Source organism: Bartonella taylorii (genome assembly GCF_023920105.1).
GTDB classification, from domain to species: Bacteria; Pseudomonadota; Alphaproteobacteria; order Rhizobiales; family Rhizobiaceae; genus Bartonella; species Bartonella taylorii.
The window spans coordinates 325,277-347,363 of sequence record NZ_CP083693.1; the positions used below are offsets into that span (position 1 = coordinate 325,277).

At 38.8% G+C, this 22,087-nt stretch carries 16 protein-coding genes, 1 tRNA gene and 3 pseudogenes; 7 read left to right on the forward strand and 13 right to left on the reverse strand.

The window, feature by feature from the left end; translation table 11 throughout:
• Position 1 precedes the first annotated feature (1 nt).
• Positions 2-196: a helix-turn-helix transcriptional regulator gene (locus LBE40_RS01300; protein WP_004859663.1), complete on the reverse strand. Its 195-nt coding sequence runs from the start codon at positions 194-196 to the stop codon at positions 2-4.
• Between the two features lie 207 nt (positions 197-403).
• Positions 404-1,565 (reverse strand): annotated as a pseudogene (locus tag LBE40_RS01305) (tyrosine-type recombinase/integrase).
• 423 nt (positions 1,566-1,988) lie between these two features.
• On the opposite strand from LBE40_RS01305, the pseudogene LBE40_RS08415 reads away from it, so the two are divergent.
• Positions 1,989-2,547 (forward strand): annotated as a pseudogene (locus LBE40_RS08415) (DNA adenine methylase).
• Positions 2,548-2,713: 166 nt separating this feature from the next.
• On the opposite strand, the gene LBE40_RS01315 reads toward LBE40_RS08415, so the two are convergent.
• Positions 2,714-2,790 (reverse strand) — tRNA-Met (locus tag LBE40_RS01315).
• 169 nt (positions 2,791-2,959) lie between these two features.
• Between LBE40_RS01315 and LBE40_RS01320 the strand changes: the two genes are divergently transcribed.
• Entirely contained in the window at positions 2,960-3,916 is a 957-nt protein-coding gene (locus LBE40_RS01320) for a Gfo/Idh/MocA family protein (RefSeq protein WP_004859656.1), read from the forward strand.
• A gap of 49 nt (positions 3,917-3,965) precedes the next feature.
• Positions 3,966-5,081 carry a DegT/DnrJ/EryC1/StrS family aminotransferase gene (locus LBE40_RS01325; protein ID WP_004859655.1) on the forward strand — a complete coding sequence of 372 codons (1,116 nt, stop codon included), beginning with the start codon at positions 3,966-3,968 and terminating at the stop codon, positions 5,079-5,081.
• Between the two features lie 197 nt (positions 5,082-5,278).
• Here the strand turns inward: LBE40_RS01325 and LBE40_RS01330 are convergent.
• Together LBE40_RS01330 and LBE40_RS01335 are read right to left on the reverse strand one after the other, a co-directional pair.
• Positions 5,279-5,964: pseudogene (locus tag LBE40_RS01330) on the reverse strand (hypothetical protein).
• Positions 5,965-5,990: 26 nt separating this feature from the next.
• On the reverse strand, positions 5,991-6,587 hold the full coding sequence (locus tag LBE40_RS01335) for a DUF1134 domain-containing protein (RefSeq protein WP_004859648.1): 597 nt from the start codon (positions 6,585-6,587) through the stop codon (positions 5,991-5,993).
• A gap of 216 nt (positions 6,588-6,803) precedes the next feature.
• On the opposite strand from LBE40_RS01335, the gene chpT reads away from it, so the two are divergent.
• Positions 6,804-7,445, forward strand: coding sequence for a histidine phosphotransferase ChpT (gene chpT, locus LBE40_RS01340; RefSeq protein ID WP_004859646.1), 642 nt, complete (start codon positions 6,804-6,806; stop codon positions 7,443-7,445).
• Positions 7,446-7,566: 121 nt separating this feature from the next.
• On the opposite strand, the gene ctrA is transcribed toward chpT, so the two are convergent.
• Positions 7,567-8,268, reverse strand: a complete 702-nt coding sequence (gene ctrA / locus LBE40_RS01345) for a response regulator transcription factor CtrA (RefSeq protein ID WP_004859645.1) — start codon at positions 8,266-8,268, stop codon at positions 7,567-7,569.
• 569 nt (positions 8,269-8,837) lie between these two features.
• Here ctrA and LBE40_RS01350 point away from each other — a divergent pair.
• Positions 8,838-9,224, forward strand: a complete 387-nt coding sequence (locus LBE40_RS01350; protein WP_040296970.1) for a hypothetical protein — start codon at positions 8,838-8,840, stop codon at positions 9,222-9,224.
• A gap of 132 nt (positions 9,225-9,356) precedes the next feature.
• On the opposite strand, the gene sciP is transcribed toward LBE40_RS01350, so the two are convergent.
• Positions 9,357-9,632 carry a CtrA inhibitor SciP gene (gene sciP / locus LBE40_RS01355; RefSeq protein ID WP_004859640.1) on the reverse strand — a complete coding sequence of 92 codons (276 nt, stop codon included), beginning with the start codon at positions 9,630-9,632 and terminating at the stop codon, positions 9,357-9,359.
• Positions 9,633-9,984: 352 nt separating this feature from the next.
• On the opposite strand from sciP, the gene mnmA reads away from it, so the two are divergent.
• Positions 9,985-11,193, forward strand: coding sequence for a tRNA 2-thiouridine(34) synthase MnmA (gene mnmA, locus LBE40_RS01360; protein WP_004859639.1), 1,209 nt, complete (start codon positions 9,985-9,987; stop codon positions 11,191-11,193).
• A gap of 71 nt (positions 11,194-11,264) precedes the next feature.
• On the opposite strand, the gene LBE40_RS01365 is transcribed toward mnmA, so the two are convergent.
• Positions 11,265-12,080, reverse strand: coding sequence for a TrmH family RNA methyltransferase (locus LBE40_RS01365; protein WP_004859638.1), 816 nt, complete (start codon positions 12,078-12,080; stop codon positions 11,265-11,267).
• 723 nt (positions 12,081-12,803) lie between these two features.
• Between LBE40_RS01365 and LBE40_RS01370 the strand changes: the two genes are divergently transcribed.
• Positions 12,804-13,712, forward strand: a complete 909-nt coding sequence (locus LBE40_RS01370; protein WP_004859637.1) for a cation diffusion facilitator family transporter — start codon at positions 12,804-12,806, stop codon at positions 13,710-13,712.
• Between the two features lie 230 nt (positions 13,713-13,942).
• Here the strand turns inward: LBE40_RS01370 and LBE40_RS01375 are convergent, their stop codons facing one another.
• From LBE40_RS01375 to LBE40_RS01395, 5 genes are all read right to left on the reverse strand, one after another.
• Positions 13,943-14,845, reverse strand: a complete 903-nt coding sequence (locus LBE40_RS01375; protein ID WP_004859636.1) for a metallophosphoesterase family protein — start codon at positions 14,843-14,845, stop codon at positions 13,943-13,945.
• Between the two features lie 253 nt (positions 14,846-15,098).
• Complete coding sequence (locus tag LBE40_RS01380) at positions 15,099-17,195, reverse strand: glutamine amidotransferase (protein ID WP_004859635.1); 2,097 nt, start codon at positions 17,193-17,195, stop codon at positions 15,099-15,101.
• Positions 17,192-19,999 carry a DUF4159 domain-containing protein gene (locus tag LBE40_RS01385; protein ID WP_004859634.1) on the reverse strand — a complete coding sequence of 936 codons (2,808 nt, stop codon included), beginning with the start codon at positions 19,997-19,999 and terminating at the stop codon, positions 17,192-17,194. Before LBE40_RS01385 ends, LBE40_RS01380 begins: the two co-directional genes overlap by 4 nt.
• Positions 19,996-20,907 carry a DUF58 domain-containing protein gene (locus LBE40_RS01390; RefSeq protein WP_004859633.1) on the reverse strand — a complete coding sequence of 304 codons (912 nt, stop codon included), beginning with the start codon at positions 20,905-20,907 and terminating at the stop codon, positions 19,996-19,998. Before LBE40_RS01390 ends, LBE40_RS01385 begins: the two co-directional genes overlap by 4 nt.
• On the reverse strand, positions 20,907-21,938 hold the full coding sequence (locus LBE40_RS01395) for an AAA family ATPase (RefSeq protein ID WP_004859632.1): 1,032 nt from the start codon (positions 21,936-21,938) through the stop codon (positions 20,907-20,909). Before LBE40_RS01395 ends, LBE40_RS01390 begins: the two co-directional genes overlap by 1 nt.
• Positions 21,939-22,087: the final 149 nt, after the last annotated feature.

Sequence of the window (22,087 nt, forward strand, 5' to 3'; positions counted from 1 at the left end):
TTTAAATCCTATAACGTTGCTGTTTTGCTTTCTCGATTACATTGATAAGATCCGATTGTAACCAACGCGATAAGAAACCAAATTTTAGAGGTTTGGGGAGAGAGCCATTGGTTACATGACGTCGGAATGTTGAGACACTCATATGAAGCAATTTTGCACTTTCACGGTCTGTCAAAAGAATATCATTTTCTGTCATACTAAAATCCTTTCTATCAAAAAATGAGAACAAATCATAACTATTTATTAACCACATTTTGGTTCATTTTTGAAGGTATTTTAATCATAGAAAACAATATATTATTATAGTTTTTCTAATGTGATAATTTATGAATCTTATTGAGAAAGAATGAGAGAAAAGAGAGCTAAAGTTATCCACAGATAATGGGGTTATTCACCCCATATCTTAAGATTGACCTGTAACATATGCCGCCCATTTATCCATATAGACACGGCGCTGTTCTAGATAGTCAGTGCGACGATAGGCACGTTCTACTTTACCGCCTACTGTATGACTGAGAATAGTTTCAGCGACCTCATAGGGGGCATCGGTTGTTTCAGCAAGCCAATTGCGTAAACTAGAGCGAAAACCATGGGGGCAGGTTTCAAGTCCAATACGTTTCATATATTGTAACATATTACCCTCACCAAGGGGCCCCCGACCGCTTGCAGAAAAGAAAAAATCACTGCGAGACAGCAAGCGTGCTTGTTTTAAGATTTCTAATGCTTCAGATGATAAGGGCACGCGAAATTCTGTTGTAGCATCCCGCTTTCCTTTCATATTCTCAGCAGGGATGATCCATAGATCACCCTCAACCTGATCTTTATGGATATGACGCAAAGGACGTGTGCGAACGCCTGTCAAAATAAGCAAACGTAATGCCAGTTGTGTGAGGGTTGATGCTTCGCAAAGTGTTTTATAAAAATCGGGAACATCTCTCCAATCCATTGCAGGTAAATTTTGTGTTTTATGGAGTTGTTTTCCTAAGAGCGCGCGTGCTTTTGTTGTTGTTTGTAAATCAACATCCAAACCCAAGGCAGCCGCATGTTTGAGACAAATATTGAGACGGGTAAGAGCTCTATTAGCTGTTGCGGCTTTTGTATGCCAAATAGGAGCAATAACATTGCGTATTTCTGTTTGCGTAATCTAACGGGTAAACACCCTAATTTAGGGAGAATATGAAGTTGTAAAGGCGAAAACCAACGCCCATCTTTACCATCTCCTTTTAATTCAGCTTTACGGCTTTCAAAAGCATCTAAAGCAATGTCTTTTAAATAATGGAGATTGCTTATTGCTTCACGCTTTTGTTTCTCACGTTCTTTAATAGGATCACGACCTTCGTGCAAAACAGAACGCCATTGGTTTGCCAATTCACGGGCTTTTTTTAAAGAAACGTTTCTTAAGGTACCCAACCCATTTCACGGCGCCGCCCATGAATGGTATAACGATAAAGCCATTGAGCACCACCATCTTTACGCTTATGAAGAAGCAAGCCGGCACCATCATTATATTTTCCAGCCCCCAATGTTGCGACAGCCCTTGCATTAAGGCGGTTCATAAGAGCCATTTTTAGTCCTTTCTTATACAAATTTGATCCACACGCTAATCCTGCTTGTAACGTGCAAATGAGTGGTTTTGATTGATGCAACATAAACAGATTTGAAATGAGAGAATCTTAGGATATTCGGGTCTCTCATTCAATATGCAAAACAGTGAATTATCTTTATAAATCAAAGTGTTGCTGTATATGGACGTACCTTCCTAATCAAAGATCCCGACGGCCATATTATTCGTGTTTGTCCACTGGATTAAAAAGCCTTAGATCCGATCTTTAATCGTCTGAATTATAATAATTGTCTGTGTTCAAAACCTACAGGCGGTCTAATTGTTTTGGGGATCAGTCGGCATTATTGCATGGCCAGTGATCAGTTCCTGTATCAAAATCATAGAAGCTATCCCCCATTGCACTTATGCTGAGCTTTTTATTGGAATGGGAGGAATATTCTTTAGGAGGAAATTGATACCTTTATATGAAGTCATCAATGATCGTTCAGGTGATGTGGTGAATTTTTTTCGGGTGTTGCAACGCCATTATCACCCTTTTATGGATCTGTTTGAGTCCCAGATAAGCAGCTGTGAGGCGTTTCAAAGTTTTACTCTACGAGATCCAAAGACTCTGACGGATTTAGAGCGGGCTTTGCGATTTTTATATCTGCAGCGGTTGAGTTTTGCTGGGCAGGTGTGACCATTGAACATTTAGACTGGTTTGACTTTATCAGGCGCTATGACCGGCTAAATACCTTGTTCTACCTTACTTTGGCGTTGAGGATTATTATGGAAAGGATTTGTTTAAGCGGGAGAATTATCAGGCGGTGTCCACACTGCTTGCACAATTAAAGGGGAAGTTTCTTCTGTCTCTTAATGATGTGCCTCAGATGCGAAAAACCTTTAGCCAATTTAAGATAAAAGAGGTGAATACATCTTATACATGCGGTTCAAAGAATCAGACTCTGGCTCGAGAGCTCATCATTTCAAATTGCGATTTTTAGAGGGAGAGAAAAATACTCATAAAAGGGGCCTTAAATACCCTTTGAAAGGTCTTTGAAGACCCTTTGAGAACCCCTTAAAAATCCTTTGAAAAAAAATAAATTGGTACAAAACCTAGTGGCAAAATATACAAAACCCGCCGACAAGTTACACAAACCCTTTAAAAAATGGTAGCGGAGGAGGGATTTGAACCCCCGACACAAGGATTATGATTCCTCTGCTCTAACCTACTGAGCTACTCCGCCAAAATAGAGAGATATGATTGTAACTCACCTTATCTTTTGCGGATATAAGAGGTAGAATAGTGATATGTCAAGCATCGTTTTTAAGCTTTTCTCTTGTCATTCTATTTCATCCTCGATATGGAGTAAATGAAAGTATGTTTTTTATATGATGAGCAGGGTAAGGCATAAAATGATGCCACGTGTAGCGGTTTTAGGATGTGGTTCTTGGGGTGGAAATCATATACGAACACTCCAAGGGCTCGGAGCTTTAGCAGCAGTTTCTGATATGGATGTTGAGCGCGCGGCGCACTTTGCTTGTATGTATGGTGTTGAAGCCATTGCGCCAAAAGATCTTTTTACTCATAAAGATATTGATGCGCTGGTGTTGGCATTGCCTGCGCAATTTCATACAGAAAATGTTCTGCGTGCTGTTAAAAATGGTAAAGATGTCTTGGTTGAAAAACCAATAGCCTTGAATATTTCTGATGCTGAACGTCAAGTGCAGGTTGCTGGTGAATATGGGCGCATTTTTATGGTGGGGCATGTTTTGCGATTTCACCCTGCTTTTGAAAAAATATGTGAGTTGGTGGCAAAAGGAGAGCTGGGGGATGTGCGTTATATTTATTCTCATCGATTAGGTTTTGGCAAATTTCATACACAAAGTGATGCTTTATGGGATCTTGCTCCTCATGATCTCTCGATGATTTTGGCTTTGACAGGTTGCGAACCTTCTGAAATTCGCGGAGAGGGGGCTGCTGTAGTTGATAAGCTTTCTGATTTCGCACATGTTCATATGGTATTTCCCAATGGTATACGTAGCCATCTTTTTGCTTCACGCCTAAGTCCTTATCGTGAAAGGCGCTTAACAGTTGTTGGTACAAAAGCTATGCTTGTCTTTGATGATATGGAGCCATGGAGTCGTAAATTAGCGTTGCATCATTTTGCTGTTTGGAAAGAAGGTAAAAAGTGGGCTTTTAGTACTGATGAGCTGAATTACATTGAACTTTGTGAAGGTTTGCCGCTAACTTATGAATTGCAGCATTTTCTTCATTGTATTGAGACGCGTCAAGCGCCTCGTACAAATGGTAATGAAGCTATTGCTGTTTTACGAATTTTGACTGCTGCTCATATTAATTATCATGAATAAAAAAGATGAGTAGTGGTTTCACACGGGTATAACTATCAATGGAGTTAATATGCAATTCATCGACCTTGCAGCGCAGCGCTTGCGCATCGAAGATAAAATTAATACTGCAATTGCGCATGTGGTCTCCAGCGGTCAATATATTTTGGGGCCGAAGGTAACGGAATTTGAAGAGCGGTTGGCGGATTATCTTGGTGTCAAGCATGTGGTTGCGTGTGCTAACGGCACTGATGCGTTGAAGATGCCTCTTATGGCTAAAAATATTGGTCCTGGTGATGCTGTTTTTTGTCCTAGTTTCACGTTTTCGGCAACGGCTGAAGTGGTTGCTTTGGTGGGTGCTGAACCTGTTTTTGTTGATGTTTTGCCTAATACATTTAATATTGACGTTGATAAACTTTCTGAAGCAATCGAAATGGTCAAAAAAAGGGGACGTCTCAAACCAAAGGCAATTATTGCTGTTGATTTGTTTGGGCTTCCTGCTGATTATATGAAAATTGCTAAAGTGGCGGCAAAGGAAAATCTTTTTATTATTGAAGATGCTGCGCAATCTATGGGGGGAAGAAGCGGTAATATTATGTGCGGAGCTTTTGGTGATGTGGCTGCGACAAGTTTTTATCCTGCAAAACCATTAGGGTGTTATGGCGATGGTGGTGCTATGATGACCAATGATGATAATTTAGCAGCACTTTTACGTTCTATTCTGTTTCATGGTAAAGGTGAAACGCAATATGATAATGTGCGTATTGGTATGAATTCACGTCTAGATACCATTCAGGCGGCAATTTTGTTAGAAAAGTTTGTTATTTTTGAAGAAGAGATAGAAAAGCGTGTGGCTATTGCTCAATATTATTCTAATAATTTAAGAGATATTGTCACAGTTCCAGAAGTGAGAGAGGGAGAGCGTTGTGCTTATGCGCAATATACTATTAAGGTAGAAAATCGCGACAAATTAAAGGATTATTTACAGAAAAATTCTATCCCTACAATGGTTTATTATAAAACTCCATTACATCAACAGTTAGCTTATAAACACTTTCCTTATGTAAAAGATTCTCTTTCTGTTTCTGAATCTCTAGGAAATTGTGTTTTAAGTTTACCGATGCATCCTTATTTGACGCAAACTGATCAAGATATGGTTATTCAGCGAATCAGAGATTTTTATCTTTAAATTTATTATTTTAACGGAGAGCTTTATTTAGATTATGCTTTGAAAGGTGTTTTTTGTATTTTAATTTAAAAAATAAAGTTAGAATTAGCGGGTATTCTGTTAATCGGGGCACTCATATCTTATAAAGATTGTCTTACAAAAGATACAGTTAATGTTAATTAATCTCAATATTCTTTTAAGTTATTTTAAAAGGCAACTTATGTAAGGTTTTCTTTGCGGCTGTGGGGTATTTTTTTGTAAATAAGAAATGCAAGATCATTTCTCTCTTCAGGGCATTTGTATTTTTTAACATAGTAGGGTCGTTGAAAAGATTTGGCCATTGCAATGATAGGTGAATCTTTCCCTTCTTGTAGTGCTATTTCGGCAGCTAATGTTGCTGCTAATTCCATTGTTTCTTTACGTAGTTCATCTAGGAGTTGGTGGTGCATTGTGGTGTTGAGCCCATCTGTTTGAATTTTTTGTAAACGTTGCTGATAATGTGCGATTTTTTCATGCATAGTTTTGGTTTCCATTACGAAAGTATTTGTTGTGACAACATTTTATTCGATTGCAATAATTTTTTGGAGGAAGATGAAGTGTTTTGTGTGGAAAGTTTTAATTGATAAAGTTGTTCCGTTACTTGGCTAAGTTGTATTTTCTGTTGTGCATATTTTTTTTGCAAAGAGTCGTATTTTTGTTCACAGCGTACTAGTTCTACAGCGTGCTGAGCACGGAGAAAATCATAGTTTGCCTGTATTTCAGTGTGTGATGACGGAATTTGTACAGAAACAACTTTATGCGCAAAATGCAAGGCTCTACGCCAAATAAGAGGAGCAAAAAGTACCAATAACCAAGAAGTGGCTGCGACTCCAAGAATAAAAAATAGAAATGATTGGATAAGCATAAATTCCCTTTTCAATGAGAGTCCATTTAAAATGGATTCCAGGTTGGTTTGGGTGTTAATTTCAAATATCCTACATTGATGCCAAGGCGTGCACCAATTCCTGTACGTACTGGAATTAGCAAGATATTGTGCCGTTTAAGGACATGGAAACCAACACCTGCAATTAAATAGGCCGAACCTGAAATACCACCATAGCGTCCCCATAAATTATTTGTATCATTAAGATTGTAAACCAAGATCATTAAACGGGAACCTTGTCCACCAAAATCCCATCCTACAGAAGGGCCTTGCCAAAAAACTTTATGTTGACCGTAGTTTTTGGTAAAAAGCTTTCCTTCGCCATAGGTTAATCCAGCAAAGAAAGCACCGGAAGCTTCTTCCCCTAAAATATAGGCATTAGGATACCCGTATTGTGAAAAGATATTTTGAATTGCTACTGCTATACCACTGGCTGTTTTTCCAAAAAAAGTATGACCAGAATCGATAATTTCTTGTAGCGAATAATGGGGTTGGTTTTGTTCTATTGGTCGGAGTTGAGCATTTGCAGTGTTTATGGTTACAAATAAAAGGAAGATCAAAGATACAATACTTTTGTACCTGCGTGTTAGAAGAAAGAGAGTCATAGAGTTTTTCCCTTTTATTAGTTACAAACAAAAAGATAATATTAGGATTTTCATTCTATTCAAATAAAAAATAAGATTTAAGGTTATTTAAATTCTTGAATTTTTTCTGAAAAAAAATTTAGCGTAATTGTTAAAGTTTCCCATAGATATGCATCGGATGTTAAGAATTTTGCTTTAAAATGAAGCTTATTCTAAATCTAGGAGTTTTCAATAATTATGACATTAGCTGTTGTTTTGAAGCCTACGGATCTTGCTGCTTTGCTTTGTAGCCGTATTTGCCATGATTTGATTTCACCTGTTGGCGCTATTCAAAATGCGATGGAGCTCTATGATGAAGGCGGAGCTGAAGAAGATGCTTTGCAATTGGTGCGTTGGTCCGTTGCGAATGCTTCTGCACGTCTACAATTTGCGCGATTGGCTTTTGGTTTTGCAGGAGCAAGTGGCGGGCAGATAGATACACGTTCTGCTGAACAGGTTGCTCAACAATATATGAAGGAAGAAAAAGCAATTTTAAAATGGCAAGCTCCTGCTCTGCTTTTACCAAAAAATGAAGTTAAACTTTTGCTTAATTTGTTATTAATTGCAAACGCAACCGTTTCTCGTGGGGGAGAAATTGTTGTGATGATTTTGCAAGATGAAAATAAACGTTCTTTTCGATTTGAGATTTGCGGTAACACTTTACGTATTCCTTCTCATTTTATTGCGTTATATAATGGTAACATTCAGGAAGAACATATTGATGCCCATGCCATCCAATTTTATTACACAGTGTTACTTGCTGAGATGACAGATATGAAAATAAATATCGATAAAACTGATGACAGTTGTATTATTTTGGAAAGTGTGAAGAAACTTTAAATAAAAGTACTTAAGCTATGTAAAAAAGAGGGTTTAATTAGTGTGCGAGCCTTTTATTGTAATAGAGATAAAAATCTCGGCCCGCTACACTCCGAGATTTTACAATGTGTATTTTCACTGTTTAAGCGGTTTTCCGTACGTTTTCTTCAACTGGATCACGTAAAACATAACCACGTCCCCAAACTGTATCGATGTAGTTCACATGAGAAGAGACTGCTTCCAGTTTCTTCCGCAGTTTACAGATAAAGACATCGATAATTTTAAGTTCTGGTTCATCCATTCCACCGTAGAGATGATTGAGAAACATTTCCTTGGTAAGTGTAGTACCTTTGCGCAGAGAGAGAAGCTCTAGCATCTGATACTCTTTACCAGTTAAATGAACGGGGCGTCCAGCAACTTCGACTGTTTTTGCATCAAGGTTAACGGTGAGATCGCCGGTAACAATAATCGATTGCGCGTGCCCTTTAGAGCGACGAACAACTGCATGAATACGTGCAATGAGCTCATCCTTATGGAAGGGCTTTGTCATATAATCATCTGCACCAAAGCCAAAACCACGTACCTTGTCTTCAATGGCATTCATGCCGGAAAGGATGAGAACAGGGGTTTTTATTTTTGCTAATCTTAGGGTCCGCAAGACATCATACCCTGACATATCAGGGAGATTGAGATCAAGCAGAATGATATCGTAATCATAAAGCTTACCTAAATCGATGCCTTCTTCACCTAGATCAGTGATATAGACATTAAAGTTTGCTGATTTTAGCATTAACTCAATGCTTTGAGTAGTTGCTTTATCATCTTCAATTAGTAATACGCGCATTTTAGATCCCTCACTTTGCTCCTCCGAATCAAAAGGAGCATTTTTATTTATAACAGTTGGTAAAACCACTGTTGATAAAAAAACAATTCATAAAATCAAACACTTACAATAAAAGTGTCTATGAATATTTCAGTAGTACGCGCAACAAATCACCACTGAATTCCCCACTATCTATTATAGTGGTTAACAAAATATTTTTATTTTTGAAAGAGGTTATAAAATTATTTTAGAAAAATTGCATATTTTTTAACTTAATAAAAAAGTGAAATGCTTTTTCCAATAACTTTGATTTTAAAAAAGTTATAACGGATTATTTTAAATTACTTTTTTACAATTTCAGTGTTTATTTACTGAGCTTTAAGCCTCTTCATTCTACAATGGGGGTGAAAAGTAAAAAAATGGTTATTTCTCTTTAAAGCAGATTGTGTTTGCAGGTGTTTTAAGGAAGGAAAACAATTATAATTTCAAGTTAATAAATGCACCGTTTTCGTCAGAAAAAGGTGTAATTAAAAGTATATGTAAGAGTGTGGATGCGAATTTTGGGTTGGCGCAATCAAGGAGTAGAGAGTATGAAGCCACGGGAAAGTATGGTGCAATTGAGGATGTTTCAAATGCGTGGGAAGCATCGCGAAATTGCACAGCTTGAGATGATGATCGCAGAGTTTGAGCAAATGGTGCTAGAATTAGAAGCGCAAATTGTTAATGAAGAACGTAAATCTGGAAATAATGATGTTCACCATTTTGCTTATTCTGCTTTTGCTCGTGCAGCGCGGCAGAGGCGCGATAATCTTATAAATTCGATTCGTGATTTGCAGCTTCAAAAAACAAATGCTGAAATTGCTCTCCATGAAGTCAAGATAGAGTTGCAACGTGCACAGCTTTTGGAGACGCGGGAAAAGAAGGCAAAAGTCGATGATGATTGTATTTTAATTCAATCTAACTCAATGACTGGATGATAAAAGTTTTTATTTGGAAATCAATTCATTAAGATGTTTATGTGCTGAAAAGATAAAAACAGCCAAACTTGATAAAAGCTTGGCTGTTTTAAGGGTGTTTTATAGCCGATATCGAATCATTATCAGTAGTAACTAATACCTGTAATGTTGGATTCTGGTCGTTCGTAATCCAGCTAAACCGTGCTCATCGATCAAACTTTGCCATGAAAGAAATTCTTCTACGGTCAAAGTATAGCGTTGACACGCTTCATCAAGACTTAACAATCCACCTCTGACAGCCGCAACAACTTCAGCTTTGCGACGGATTACCCAACGCCGTGTTGTTTTTGGCGGTAGATCCGCGATTGTAAGTGGACTTCCATCTGGCCCAATAACATATTTCATTTGTGCTTTTATCAAAGTAGTCATTGTATCCTCTACCTTTAGTCAAGGACTTGATTCGTTTGTAAAACATGAAATTTAAAAAAGAGCTAAACACCTTGAAAAAAAATTAACAAAGTAAGCCAGTAGGTAAAAATATGGTGCAAAGTGAGGCGCATAGAGTAGCCTATTACGATGTTTTTGTTGCATTTTTTTAAAAAGAGCAAAAAGGACTTTTATTGTGCCTTATTTTTATCACTCTTTTTTCGTTTTCAGCCGCTTTAAAGTAGAGTTATACTAGTGGTTGTGGATAGGATAAAAAAACTATAAAAAATGACAAGTGACAGAGTGCACATAGGAAAATGAGCCAAGAGATGCCCATTAAATAGAGAATGAATACATGTTTTTGAACAGTCTTGATTTGCCAGGCCAACCTGAAAATTCCCGCATTGTTGTAGCAATGTCTGGTGGGGTTGATTCGTCGGTTGTTGCAGGTCTTTTGAAAAAGGAAGGGTATGATGTCGTTGGAATTACATTGCAGCTTTATGATCATGGTGCTGTAACACATCGTGTGGGGGCATGTTGTGCTGGACAAGATATTGAAGATGCGCGTCGCGTAGCAGAGACACTCGGGATACCTCACTATGTTCTTGATTATGAAGAGCGATTTCGCGAAGCTGTGATTAATCCTTTTGCAGAAAGTTATGCACATGGAGAAACGCCCATACCTTGCGTGGCCTGCAATCAAACTGTCAAGTTTGCTGATTTATTAGCAACTGCGCGTGAGTTGAGGGCAGATGCTTTGGCAACAGGGCATTATATTCGCTCGCGTCCCCATGGAGTACATCGGGCGCTCTTTCGTCCTCTCGATGCTGATCGCGATCAGAGTTATTTTCTTTTTGCAACGACACAAGAGCAGATTGATTATCTGCGTTTTCCACTTGGTGATCTTCCGAAAGCACGTGTTCGTGAAATAGCAGCAGAAATGGGCTTTGTTGTTGCCAATAAGCATGACAGCCAAGATATTTGTTTTGTTCCGCAAGGAAAATATTCTGATGTTATCACAAAATTACGTCCAGAAGCAGCTAATCCTGGGGTTATTGTGCATATTGATGGACAGATTTTAGGAAAACATTCGGGAATTGTTAATTATACTGTTGGTCAGCGTCGTGGTATTGGTGTTGCAACGGGTGAAGCGCTTTATGTGATTTATCTCGATGTAGAAAATGCGCGTGTTATTGTTGGGCCGCGTGAAATGCTGGAAACACATAAGCTTTTTTTGCGTGACGTAAATTGGCTTGGTGATGAGCAATTAGATAATTTTCCTTCTGATGGTATTGAGGTAGCTGTAAAAGTTCGTTCAACACGTCCGCCCCATCTTGCTCGCGTATATTATCAAGACGGTATTTTTTCCGTTGAATTGTTGGAACGTGAAAACGGTGTGGCGCCAGGGCAAGCTTGTGTTCTTTATGATGGAAATGGTGATGGAGCACGTGTTCTTGGAGGTGGTTTTGTTACTCATTCAGAACGTGATGCCGGTGCTGAAGTGATGTTGAAGCGCGTTTTGTGTAATCTGGAAACAAAAGCTACTGTTTCTTCCAAAATTTAAACAACCGTTTCTTATAAATAAAAGTGGTATCTTCATCGGATATTTTTTACAAATTAAAATATTATCAATCTTTAATAGAGTTTATAAGAATCGCTAAAATGGGCGAGTGCAATACCTGATGCTGTGGCTACATTGAGGCTGTCGAAGCCATGAGCCATTGGAATACGTAAGGTGTCTGATTTTTGTAGTACATGGCTTGGTAAGCCATCCCCTTCTGTTCCCAAAATAAGGGCTGTCCTTTTTGTTATTTTTGCTTGTTTTAGAGTGCATGGGCTAGAGGGAGAAAGCGCATAAAGATGAAAGTCTACATCGTGTAAAGCTGTTATAATGTTATTAATATCGGCGCCTTGTGTATAGGGTATCTTGAGAGTTGCACCAGCAGAAACTCTGATTGATTTGCGGTAAAGTGGATCGCAAGAGGTTTTGTCAACGATAATGCCATTACTGGCAAAGGCAGCTGCATTACGAAAAATAGCACCCATATTATCGTGATTAGAGATGCCGCATAAAACTAGAATCAAGGCTTTTTCTGGAAGATCTTGTAAAAAATTTTGTAATGATAGTAGCGTTTTGCGTTTACCGATACCAAGCACACCACGATGAACATGGAATCCCGCAATATTATCCATGACTTTTTGTGGAACGCAATAAATGGGGCATGTTGGTTGTGTTTCTTTTAAAAGGGGTATAAGTCCAGGAAGACGTTCTATCACAATAAGCAGAGAGAGAGCAGAAAATTCTTTCGAATGCAGCAATGCCGACAATGTTACTTTGCCTTCAGCAATAAATTGATGTTGCCGTCCAACAAGATCTTTTTCACGGATATTGTGATAGTTTCTCAAACGTGGATCATCAGTTTCGTAGATTGTGGTGATGTTCAAATGCATATGGGGCTTTTAATGTTCTTTCTTCTAAATTGCCAGATGTTAAATATTTGCTTTATTTTTGAATAGTTAAGACGAAAAAAACATTATTTTAAACCTAAGGTAGAATTTATGTTGACATTATGCAACCTTTGGTATACATAGGGAATGCCGAGGGCGGTACAATGTATTTTGTTTTCGCATCGGATGCAGGGTCTTAGGTCCCCGCTATTTCCTAAGCTCTGCATGCCCTTAATTCCTAAGGGAAAAGAATCTGGGTCCCCAATGCCCAGATTCTTTTTTGGGTATTCCTTTTTCGTTCTAGAAAATGGTTTTTAAGTTGTTTTAGCAGTCATATTTTTTAATATAGTTGAAGTGTAAGGTTGCAACAGAATGTTAAGCGATCTTTTTACGCTGTGTGCGATTATGTTAATTTGTTGAATGGCTCTATGATTATAAACAAGATTGAATGATGGTGCGTGAGAGTGATGCATTTGAGAAAAAATAACAAGTGATTTCTCTTAAGAGCTGTTGGTTTGAATTATATCCGTGTTACTTCTATTCATTGTATTATATTGAGTATAAGTATAGGGCAGTTGTTATAATAACAATGGTGCGCTGTGAGAGTCATTGATTGTATTATGAAATTTCTGTGATATTGGAGAAATATTGGCGATATGTCAAAAATATCATAGGGTATATGGTTAAAAGTGTTATTTCTTATAACCTGAAGAAAAGGGTGTGGTTATGGATGTAAAAATCAATATACAAAGCTTAACCTTATACTCTATTTTCGTTGCTTGTATCGTTTTTGCTTTGAAATATTGGGCATATTACATTACTGATTCCGTTGCACTTTATTCTGATGCTTTAGAATCGATCGTAAATATACTTGCTGCATTAGCAGCGTGGTGGGCTGTTAAAATCAGTCTGAAGCCTGCGGATCATGATCATCCTTTTGGACATCATAAGGCAGAATACTTTTCTGCAATTCTTGAAGGAATCCTGATCATTATTGCGGCAATTATTATTTTAAGAGAAGCATGGATGGCTCTTTCAACCGTTAAATTATTGCAGAAGCCTGGAATATGGCTCGTTATTCATCTTGTTGCAAGTGTTATAAATTACATGTGGGGCTGGGTTCTGATGCGGCAGGGGAAAATTCATCGATCACCAGCTCTTAAAGCTGATGGGATGCATTTCATGATAGATGTTTTTACGTCACTTGCCATTTTAATTGGTTTGGTTGCTGGTTTTGTGGGTGGATGGAGTGTCTTGGACCCGATTTTAGCGATAATTGTTGGGGTTAATATTCTTTTACAAGGCTGGAAGGTGATTAGGAGTGCGGTTCAAGGGTTAATGGATGTTGGAGTTGAATTGAATGAAAATATGCGCATTCGGGAGCTTATTTCTGCAAATGCGCATGGTGCACTTGAAGTCCATGATTTGCTTACGCGTGTTGCTGGTAGAGTTACTTTTATAGAGTTTCATTTGGTTGTTCCAGCTGCAATGTCGGTAGGAGAAGCACATCAGATTTGCGATAAAATTGAAGGGGTTCTTCAAAAAGAGTTTGATAATGTGCGTATTTCTATTCATGTTGAGCCTGAAAATGAAGCTAAGTTACCCTTGGGCACGACGGTGGTTCCTTTTATATAAAAAGATTTTCCCCAATTATCTGTAGAAGCGTAAACATTGTTTTTTAGGATAGTGATATAAAGCTTGATGATACACACTCGAGAGGAACTAATCTGTAATCAGAGATGGTTAAAAACTTTCTTCTTTTAGGGTGAAGAAGAGGCAAAATTATTATTTAAAGGAATATGAATTAAAAGATATTTTCGTTTTTTGCTTGTTTTTACAATTTTTGGGTTATTCTTACAGATTGTTTAAAGATTAATTGTTTCAGTACACGCTATTTCATTTTTTTGATTGATAAGATTATAGCGTTGCAGCTGACAGTTCCAGCGATGGTGAAAGCGCTCAATGGAAAATAAATTGAAACCTGCGGGTGGTTTTTTTTCACCAAAAGCCTGTGATGCGGAAGCAACACCAACAATAGGAATTTTTCCTATTGTTCCTTCAATGACCTTTAGTGTGGGTAAATGGGTATGACCGTGAAGAACAAGTTCACAGCCATGATATTTTATAACATCTAGAAAACGCTCGATGCCCCATAATTTTTTATGCCAAGAGGTTGCATGATGAAAGGGAGGATGATGTATCATGACGACACGAAACAGATCGCGTGCTGCTGCTTCGTTTAAAAGTTGTGATAAAGCTTGCGCTTGCATTTTACCAAAATAACCAAAAGCTTGAAAAGGTGGTGTAGCAATGGCTGAGGAAGCGCCTATAATGGCAATATTATTGCGAATGCGCATATAAGGGAAGGGAAGGGAAGGTTTTTGAGGGGAATCACTTGAGATCCAAGATTGAAAGAGAGTACAGGCTTTTAGAAATGCTCCACCGACATAGGCGTCATGATTGCCAAATGTTAAAGAAATATTTTGGGGCTGTCCTTGGTTAAGCAACCAATTATGTGCTTGTTCAAATTCTTTGTCGAGAGCAAGATTGACAAGATCACCAGAGATTACAAGATGATCAGGATTTGTCTTTTTTAAGGCATCCATTAAAGTTTCTAGGACATTGGTTGCCATTTGGCTCTTACGTTTTCTTTGCCAATTAAGATAGCCAGTAAGGCGCTTGCCAAAAAGTTCAAATAGGGAAGGTTGCGGCAAAGGTGAAAGATGCACATCCGATATATGAGCAAGATAAAACATAAGCGTTAGCATAACGTTGAAAACGATTTAGGCAATAAAAAAATTATAAAAAAACCCAGTGCTTTTGGGAGGAAAGAGAGGATTGTGAAATAAAAAAATAGTTTGTCGTGAATGTAATAAAAACCTTTGGGGAATTTATGCTTCATTGGTTTTTGGATGATAAAAAGAGAGTATGATACTCTGCGTTATTATTTAGCTCATCGGTGTATATTTTTCTGTAGGATGGATTGCATTTTTAGATTACGGCATAAATTCTCAGTTTTTTTTAACGGCTTTCACGATACCACATGCTGTTTAATAGTAAAAGACAAGCAAGGAGTGCAAAAAAACCGGAAAAGATCGAAAAATGAAAAATATTGATTAAACGGGTCTCCGTTGCTTCTCTCAGAACAATTGAATGAGAAGGAAGGGATGTTGGGCTTGTTTGGGATCGAATTACCTTGAGAGGAGGAAGATGAATGCTTCCTCTTTCTTTGTCGTATAAACGCGTGATATGTCCGCCAGTGTGTTTACTGATAGGGGCTAATTTTTCTTCCGTTGAAATTAAGTCAAACAATTCGAGATTATCAAATATCCCTACAGAAGAAAGCGCTGTTAGATTGCCATTTTTGATGGTAAAAATCCCTGTTTCATTCGTATTAATAGTTGCTGTAAAGACACCTTCTTGTTCTTTTGTAAGGATAATATTTTCTTTTTTTCCAGAAGGAAAAGTTATTTCGGCTGGCTCTGGGTGATCTTTGAGCGTTTGGCGGTGAATCATTAAACGATGTTGGTCGCTGGTGGTACTTAACTTTTCTTCTTCAAGTTCTGGTTCTTTCATAAGCCAATGGGCAATTCGGCGATAAAGAGCTGCATAAGGTCCTCCTCCTTCAAAGCCTCTTGCCCACAGCCAACTTTCGTCGGAGAGTAACATGCCTACACGTCCTTTACCAACATGGGAAAGAAGCAAAAGTGGTTGTTCATCAGCTCCTTTCATGAGAGAAGTGCCTTTGTGTCCGTTTTGAATGGCAATTTGTCGCATCCATTGCCCCCACTGAGAGGCTGGATCAGTGGGTGTTGCAAGCCCTCTTGTGACAGGATGACGTTCACCGTCTTTAGTTAATTGGGGGCGAAAAGGTTTTTGAATAATAACACCATTTGGTAGTGCGGGTAGGATGCTTATTAAAGGTGTTTTGGCAAGCGAGTTTTGTTGAGTAAATTCAGGTCCTGTTACCATCAGCAACGCGCCACCCTTTTGTACATATTGCGCGATATAATCATAATAGATTAATGGAAGAACAGTAGAATGTTGGTAGCCGTCAAGGATGATGAGATCAAAATTCCCGATCTCTTCAACAAAGAGTTTTCTTGTAGGAAAGACTACAAGTGATAATTGGCTTAATGGCGTATTATCTGCTTTGTTCGGAGGACGCAAAATAGTAAAATGAACAAGATCAATATTGGAATCACCTTTCAAAAGATCACGCCATGTCCGTTCACCATTGTAAGGTGCTCCTGAAATAAGGAGGACACGCAAATTTTCTCTGATTCCTTCAATAATAGTTATGGCACGGTTGTTTTCAAAGCTTAATTCACCTTTGTGCGCATTAGTAGTAACTTGGATGATATTTTTTTCAGCATGAAGAAGAGTGATTTCAGTTTGAAAAACAATGCCAGGAGTTACAGAATAATGGCCAACTTCTTGTCCATTGATACTTATAGTAATGTCTGCTTGCGTTGGTAGAGATTCTTTGGGTTGTCCTTTATCTTCTACCAAGATGGAGAGCATTTGTGGTTTGTTAATAAGGGCAAAGCGGGGAGGAGAAATAAATTTGATTTGGCGGTCAAATTCATCTGATCTTCCTGTTATAAGGGCATTGACAGGTGCTTTATGGTGAAGTTCTGAGAGAGGCGGAATGTCATGGACTTGTCCATCAGTGATGAAGATTGTACCTGCATAACGAGATGGTGGGATATCAGATAGCGCTTGTGTTAAGGCATTAAACAAATTTGTTGAGTGGGCATATTGATTATCAGCAAGTTTTCCAGCCTCAATAAATCGTGGTTCAAATTGCGGATAATGCGCCAATGCATTGGTTAATTGCGCGCGTGCTGTGTCACTATCACTTGTGCGTGTGCCAAATGTTTGGCTTTTGCTGCGATCAATGACAATGCCTACAGTGCTTTTAACTGGTTCACGTTGCTCTTTTATGATCATGGGATTAAGCAGAGCAAGAATCAATGAGAACAATGCCATCAGCCGCAATAAAGAGCCTTGGCGTTGTGTAACAAGGCCAATAATGACGAACACGGTAGATAATCCACTTAAGAGGAGAATCCAAGAGAGTGGTAAAAAAGGCTGAAAAGTGATGAATGCTATCATTGCCTTCTTTCTCTTTTAAAGCGTTCTAAGAGTGCTGGAACATGAACTTGGTCAGCTTTATAGTTTCCTGTAAGCACATAGATAACAATGTTTAATCCTGCACGAAATGCCCATAGGCGTTGCATTGGATCATTAGGAATAAGTGGGTATTTCCACATGCCTTTTTCATTTAGTGCCCAAGCACCAGCAAAGTTATTCGCGGTGATCAGAAGGGAACTTACATTATCACCGGTGGCAAGAGAACTTTTGTTTTTTTTATTTGTTGATGATGTTTCAACCCACAAAGGTGAGCCACGATAGAGGCCAGGGAAATCAGGCATAATATAAAAAGAACGCGCAATAACATGATCGGTTGATGCTGGTTCAATGGTTGGAATGTTCAATCCCTTTAAGATGGTTCGTAATCTTTGTGTAGCAGGGGTGGCCGCTCCTTCAAGATTAAGGTTGGTATTTATCTGATCACGCGTGTCAAATAAAATGGTGCCTCCGTGTTTCATGAAGTTATTTATTTTTTCAAGGCTTTTTGAAGTTGGTACAGGACTGTTAGCATCAATTGGCCAGTAAATGAGAGGGTAGAAGGAGAGCTCATCTTTATCGAGATCAAGTGCTATCACAGAGCTTGGCGAGAGCATTGTACGTTCTGCAATAAATTTGCTTAAGGCTTCTAGACCACTTTTACTCGTTGTATCAATTTCATGATTGTTCGTTATCACGTAAGCAAGATGTGTAGCACCAGCTGCTTGTATTATGGTTTCATTATGATTTTCTGTACCTTGTGCATGAACTGTTGGATCATGGGAAAATAAGGTGATGAGACCTATTGTAAGAGGGAGGAAAAGAAGCATATTGCGCTGCCGGTTGAGAAAAAAAGCGCCTCCCATCCATAACATGAGAAAATTGTCAAAGGTAAATAATAAGAGAGCTAATCCTAAAAGTAGGCCAGTAAGATGTTTTTCTTTAGTATCGTAAGATAAAGGACTTTTGCTTAAAGAGGATGGTAATGATGATTGCTTCATCAAGTGTGATGCATGATTTAAGAGATTGAGTGCATAAAAATTATTTTTAACGCCATAGAGTCCAGGTGGGGTATGATAGGAAGGAATGGGTAGATCTTGGGCATCAAGGACCAGTGGAACAACATGGGAAGGAGGTCTTTGTAATTGCCCGTCGGCACTCACTGTTCGCCAAGGATTTTGTATTGCTGTTCCTTTTTTTATGTGTGTTGGGTTTGTATTTTCATAGGTACTTAATGTGATCAGTTTTTGCAACATTTGTGCAAAAAAGCCAGAAAGTGGAAGATTTGACCATGTGGGATCGGGAGCAATATGAATAAGAATGAGCGTTCCTTTGCCGCGACGCGTTGCTGTAATAAGAGGTGTTCCATCAGAAAGACTGAGCCATGTTTTTTCAAAAAGATCTGAGCTTGGTTCTGCTAAGATTTGGCGTGTGACAGTGACATCTTCTGGAAAAGGGAGATCGAAGAAGAAGCTATTTTTTGCAAAAGGCGCAAGTTTTTGCGGTTTGGTCCAAGACATAATACTTCCAAGAGAACGTTTACCAGGACGCAGTGGTACCGGTAGTAGGCTATCATAGTGTTCTGCACTACTCAGATTCTCTCCTGCAAAGCGAATGAGTGTTCCTCCTTTATTTACGAAGTTAGATAGCTTTTTTTCTGCTTCTTTTGAGATGTTCACAATATCCCCCATAATGAAAACAGAAGGATTTTGTTTAAGTAAGTGATCAATATCAGTTGAAAGTTCTCTTCCATCGGCTGTTATAAGCTGTGTATGGCTTTGTAATGCTTTGATAATGTAGTAAAATGGAGAGAGTAAAGGCTGTACCATTTCATTAGTACTTGGTGAAAGGAGAGCAACACGGTTCACTCTATTGTGGCTGTCTACTAAGAAGGTAGCAGCAGCATGCGCTTGGTTATTGATTTTCATCCAAGCAATATCATTGTGGAGTTCAAGTGGTACATTAAAAGGAACAAGCGTTGTTGTTTCTCCCTCAGGAAAGTTTGTTGTAAATTGTCCGAGCAATTGATTGTTTGCATCGTAAAGGCTTAGCGTGGCTGGAGTTTTGCCATGTGTCGTTGGACGGATGACGCGTGCTACCATGTTTCCATTGTTATTTTCTATGGCCGCTATGCCAATTAAATCAGAAATATCAGCTGAGTACCATAAGAATGTTTTGGGTTTTAATTGTTCAATAAGAGCGACGGTCTGATCACCGTCACTTATTTGTAATCCATCACTTAAGTAAGCAATATCAAGAGGGTCATTTTTGGTTATTTCAACGAGTTTTTTTAGCGCTGGCATACGATTGACAGGCCAAGGGCGGGGCTGCAAATGCATTAAATGTTGTTTTATGGCTTGCGCGGGTAGGGGGCCTATATGGGAGGTATCATCTTCAGCAGTTGCAAGTAAATAAATATCTTTTTGGTGTTTTTCTGCTTGTGCAAGGAGAGTTTTGGCAACAGAAATGCGTTTTTCCCATTCTTTCGCTGACGCCCATCCATTGTCGATAATGAGTGCAAGGGGGTGAGACCCAGAGAATGTAATTGGCTTTTGATTCCAAGTGGGTTGTGCCGAAGCGATAATAATGAGTGCTGCTATGGTTAACCGTAATAACAGTAACCACCAAGGTGTATGGTTTGCGGTTTCTTGCTGATCCGTTGGTTTTGGTAGAAAGCGCAAAGGAGGAAAGAGCTCTTTACGCGGGGATGGAGGTGTTATCCGCAACAACCACCAAATGACTGGTAGGGATAAAAGTCCTAGTAACAGCAAGGGAGCAGCAAAACTCAAAGCAACCTCCTGCTATGAGATGAAGAGCTCCCCATTTTGTTTGCAAGATGCAAAATGGTTTCTTTGAAGGGCTGGTTTGTTGTACTCACGTGATAGGTCCATCCTTGGCGTGAGCAAAAATTTGCTAATTTTTGTCGCCTTGCTTGATACAGTTTGCAATAGTGCTTACGAAGGTTCTCTGCTTTTCCGAAAATATGCTTTTCTTTTGTTTCTGGATCAGAAAATTCTGTGCGACCCTTGTAGGGAAAGTTTTCTTCTGCGGGATCGGCAATTTCAATTAAATGAGCAGTGACCTGTTTTGTGGATAAAATGGTTAAATGTTGGATGATTTTTTCAGGATGATCAAGAAAGTCGCTTATTATGATAGCATGTGAAAAACGTGTAATCGTTGAAAAGTTTGGAAATGGATTTTCACTTTGATGATTTGCCAAAGCTAACGCCATCCGTTCTAGTACATTGGATGCCATTGTAGGGGGCATTAAGTTAGGGATAGCAATACGTTCACCGCTTTGTGCTAGAAGTGATGCTAATGCAAGGGTAAGAATAATGGCATGATCACCCTTAGAGATTTTGGAAAAGCGCGAACAGTAATGCATAGATGCACTTTGATCAGGCCAAAGCCATACTGTCTGTGTCATTTGCAATTCGTGTTCGCGTAGGTAAGTATGTTCATCACGTGCTGAGCGGCGCCAGTCAATGCGTGTAATGGATTCCCCCTCAACATAAGGGCGAAATTGCCAAAAATTTTCTCCGTTGCCGCGTTTACGTTGCCCGTGCCGTCCAGATATCAGTGTTTTAGCGATTTGACGTGCTTGTAGAAGAAAATATGGCATCTTCGCAGCATCTTCATGCAGTTTAACCGCAAGGGACATTGGAGACTGTTTTGAAACTTTTTTACCAATAGCCATTAGAGGGCGTCTTTCACGAGATCATTGATAACATCTTTTACTGTTATATTTTCAGCATGTGCGGAAAAATTGAGTGCCATGCGGTGTTGTAATACGGGGTGGGCTAATGCTTCAACATCATCAAGTGAAGGAGCTAAACGCCCATGATAAAGAGCACGGGCACGGACACAAAGTGAAAGTGCTTGCGATGCTCGAGGACCAGGTCCCCAAGCAATATAAGCATTTGCAAGAGTGTTGTCTTTATGGGGGCGGGCTGAACGGACGATCTTTAAAATGGCTTCTATAATATTTTCCGAGAGTGGCATTTTGCGAACGATCTTTTGAATCTTTTGCAGTTTTTGAGTTGACAAAATCGGTTTTGCTTTTTTGTTTTTCTCTCTCGTTGTTTCTAAAATAATACGTCGTTCTGTGGTTAGGTCAGGATAGTCAATGTCAATTTGCATTAAAAAGCGATCCAGTTGTGCTTCAGGAAGTGGGTAGGTTCCTTCCTGCTCAAAAGGATTTTGGGTTGCAAGTACATGAAAAGGTTGTGGTAAATCATAACGGTTACCAGCGACAGTGACATGATATTCTTGCATGGCTTGTAAAAGAGCTGATTGTGTGCGAGGAGAGGCGCGATTAATTTCATCAGCCATGAGAAGTTGAGTGAAAATAGGGCCTTGAACATAGCGGAAGGAACGTTTACCATTTTTATCTGAATCCATAATTTCAGAACCGATAATGTCTGATGGCATCAAATCGGGGGTAAATTGAATGCGTTTTTCATCAAGTCCTAATACCGTTCCCAAAGTTTCAACAAGACGCGTTTTAGCAAGTCCTGGAGCACCGACGAGAAGGGTGTGTCCACTAGCGAAAATAGCTATTAAAGCGTATTCAATCACATGATTTTGTCCAAAAATAACTTTATCAATTTCTTGTTGTAAAATATCCAATTCTTTGTGTGCTGTATCAATATCATTAATAACTTCTTGGGCTTCATGATTGATATTAGCCTTTTTAAGAGAATTGGATGATATATCAGGTTGACTCATATTTCTTCCTTAAGGCATCTGTTGCAAAATCACTGATTTTTTCTGCATGATAATGAATATTTTATAATTTGTAACAGAAAATGAGAAGAAAAGAAGTGTAATATGTTGTTTTTTTATATTTGCACATACACAGAGTAATCTATTTGGAA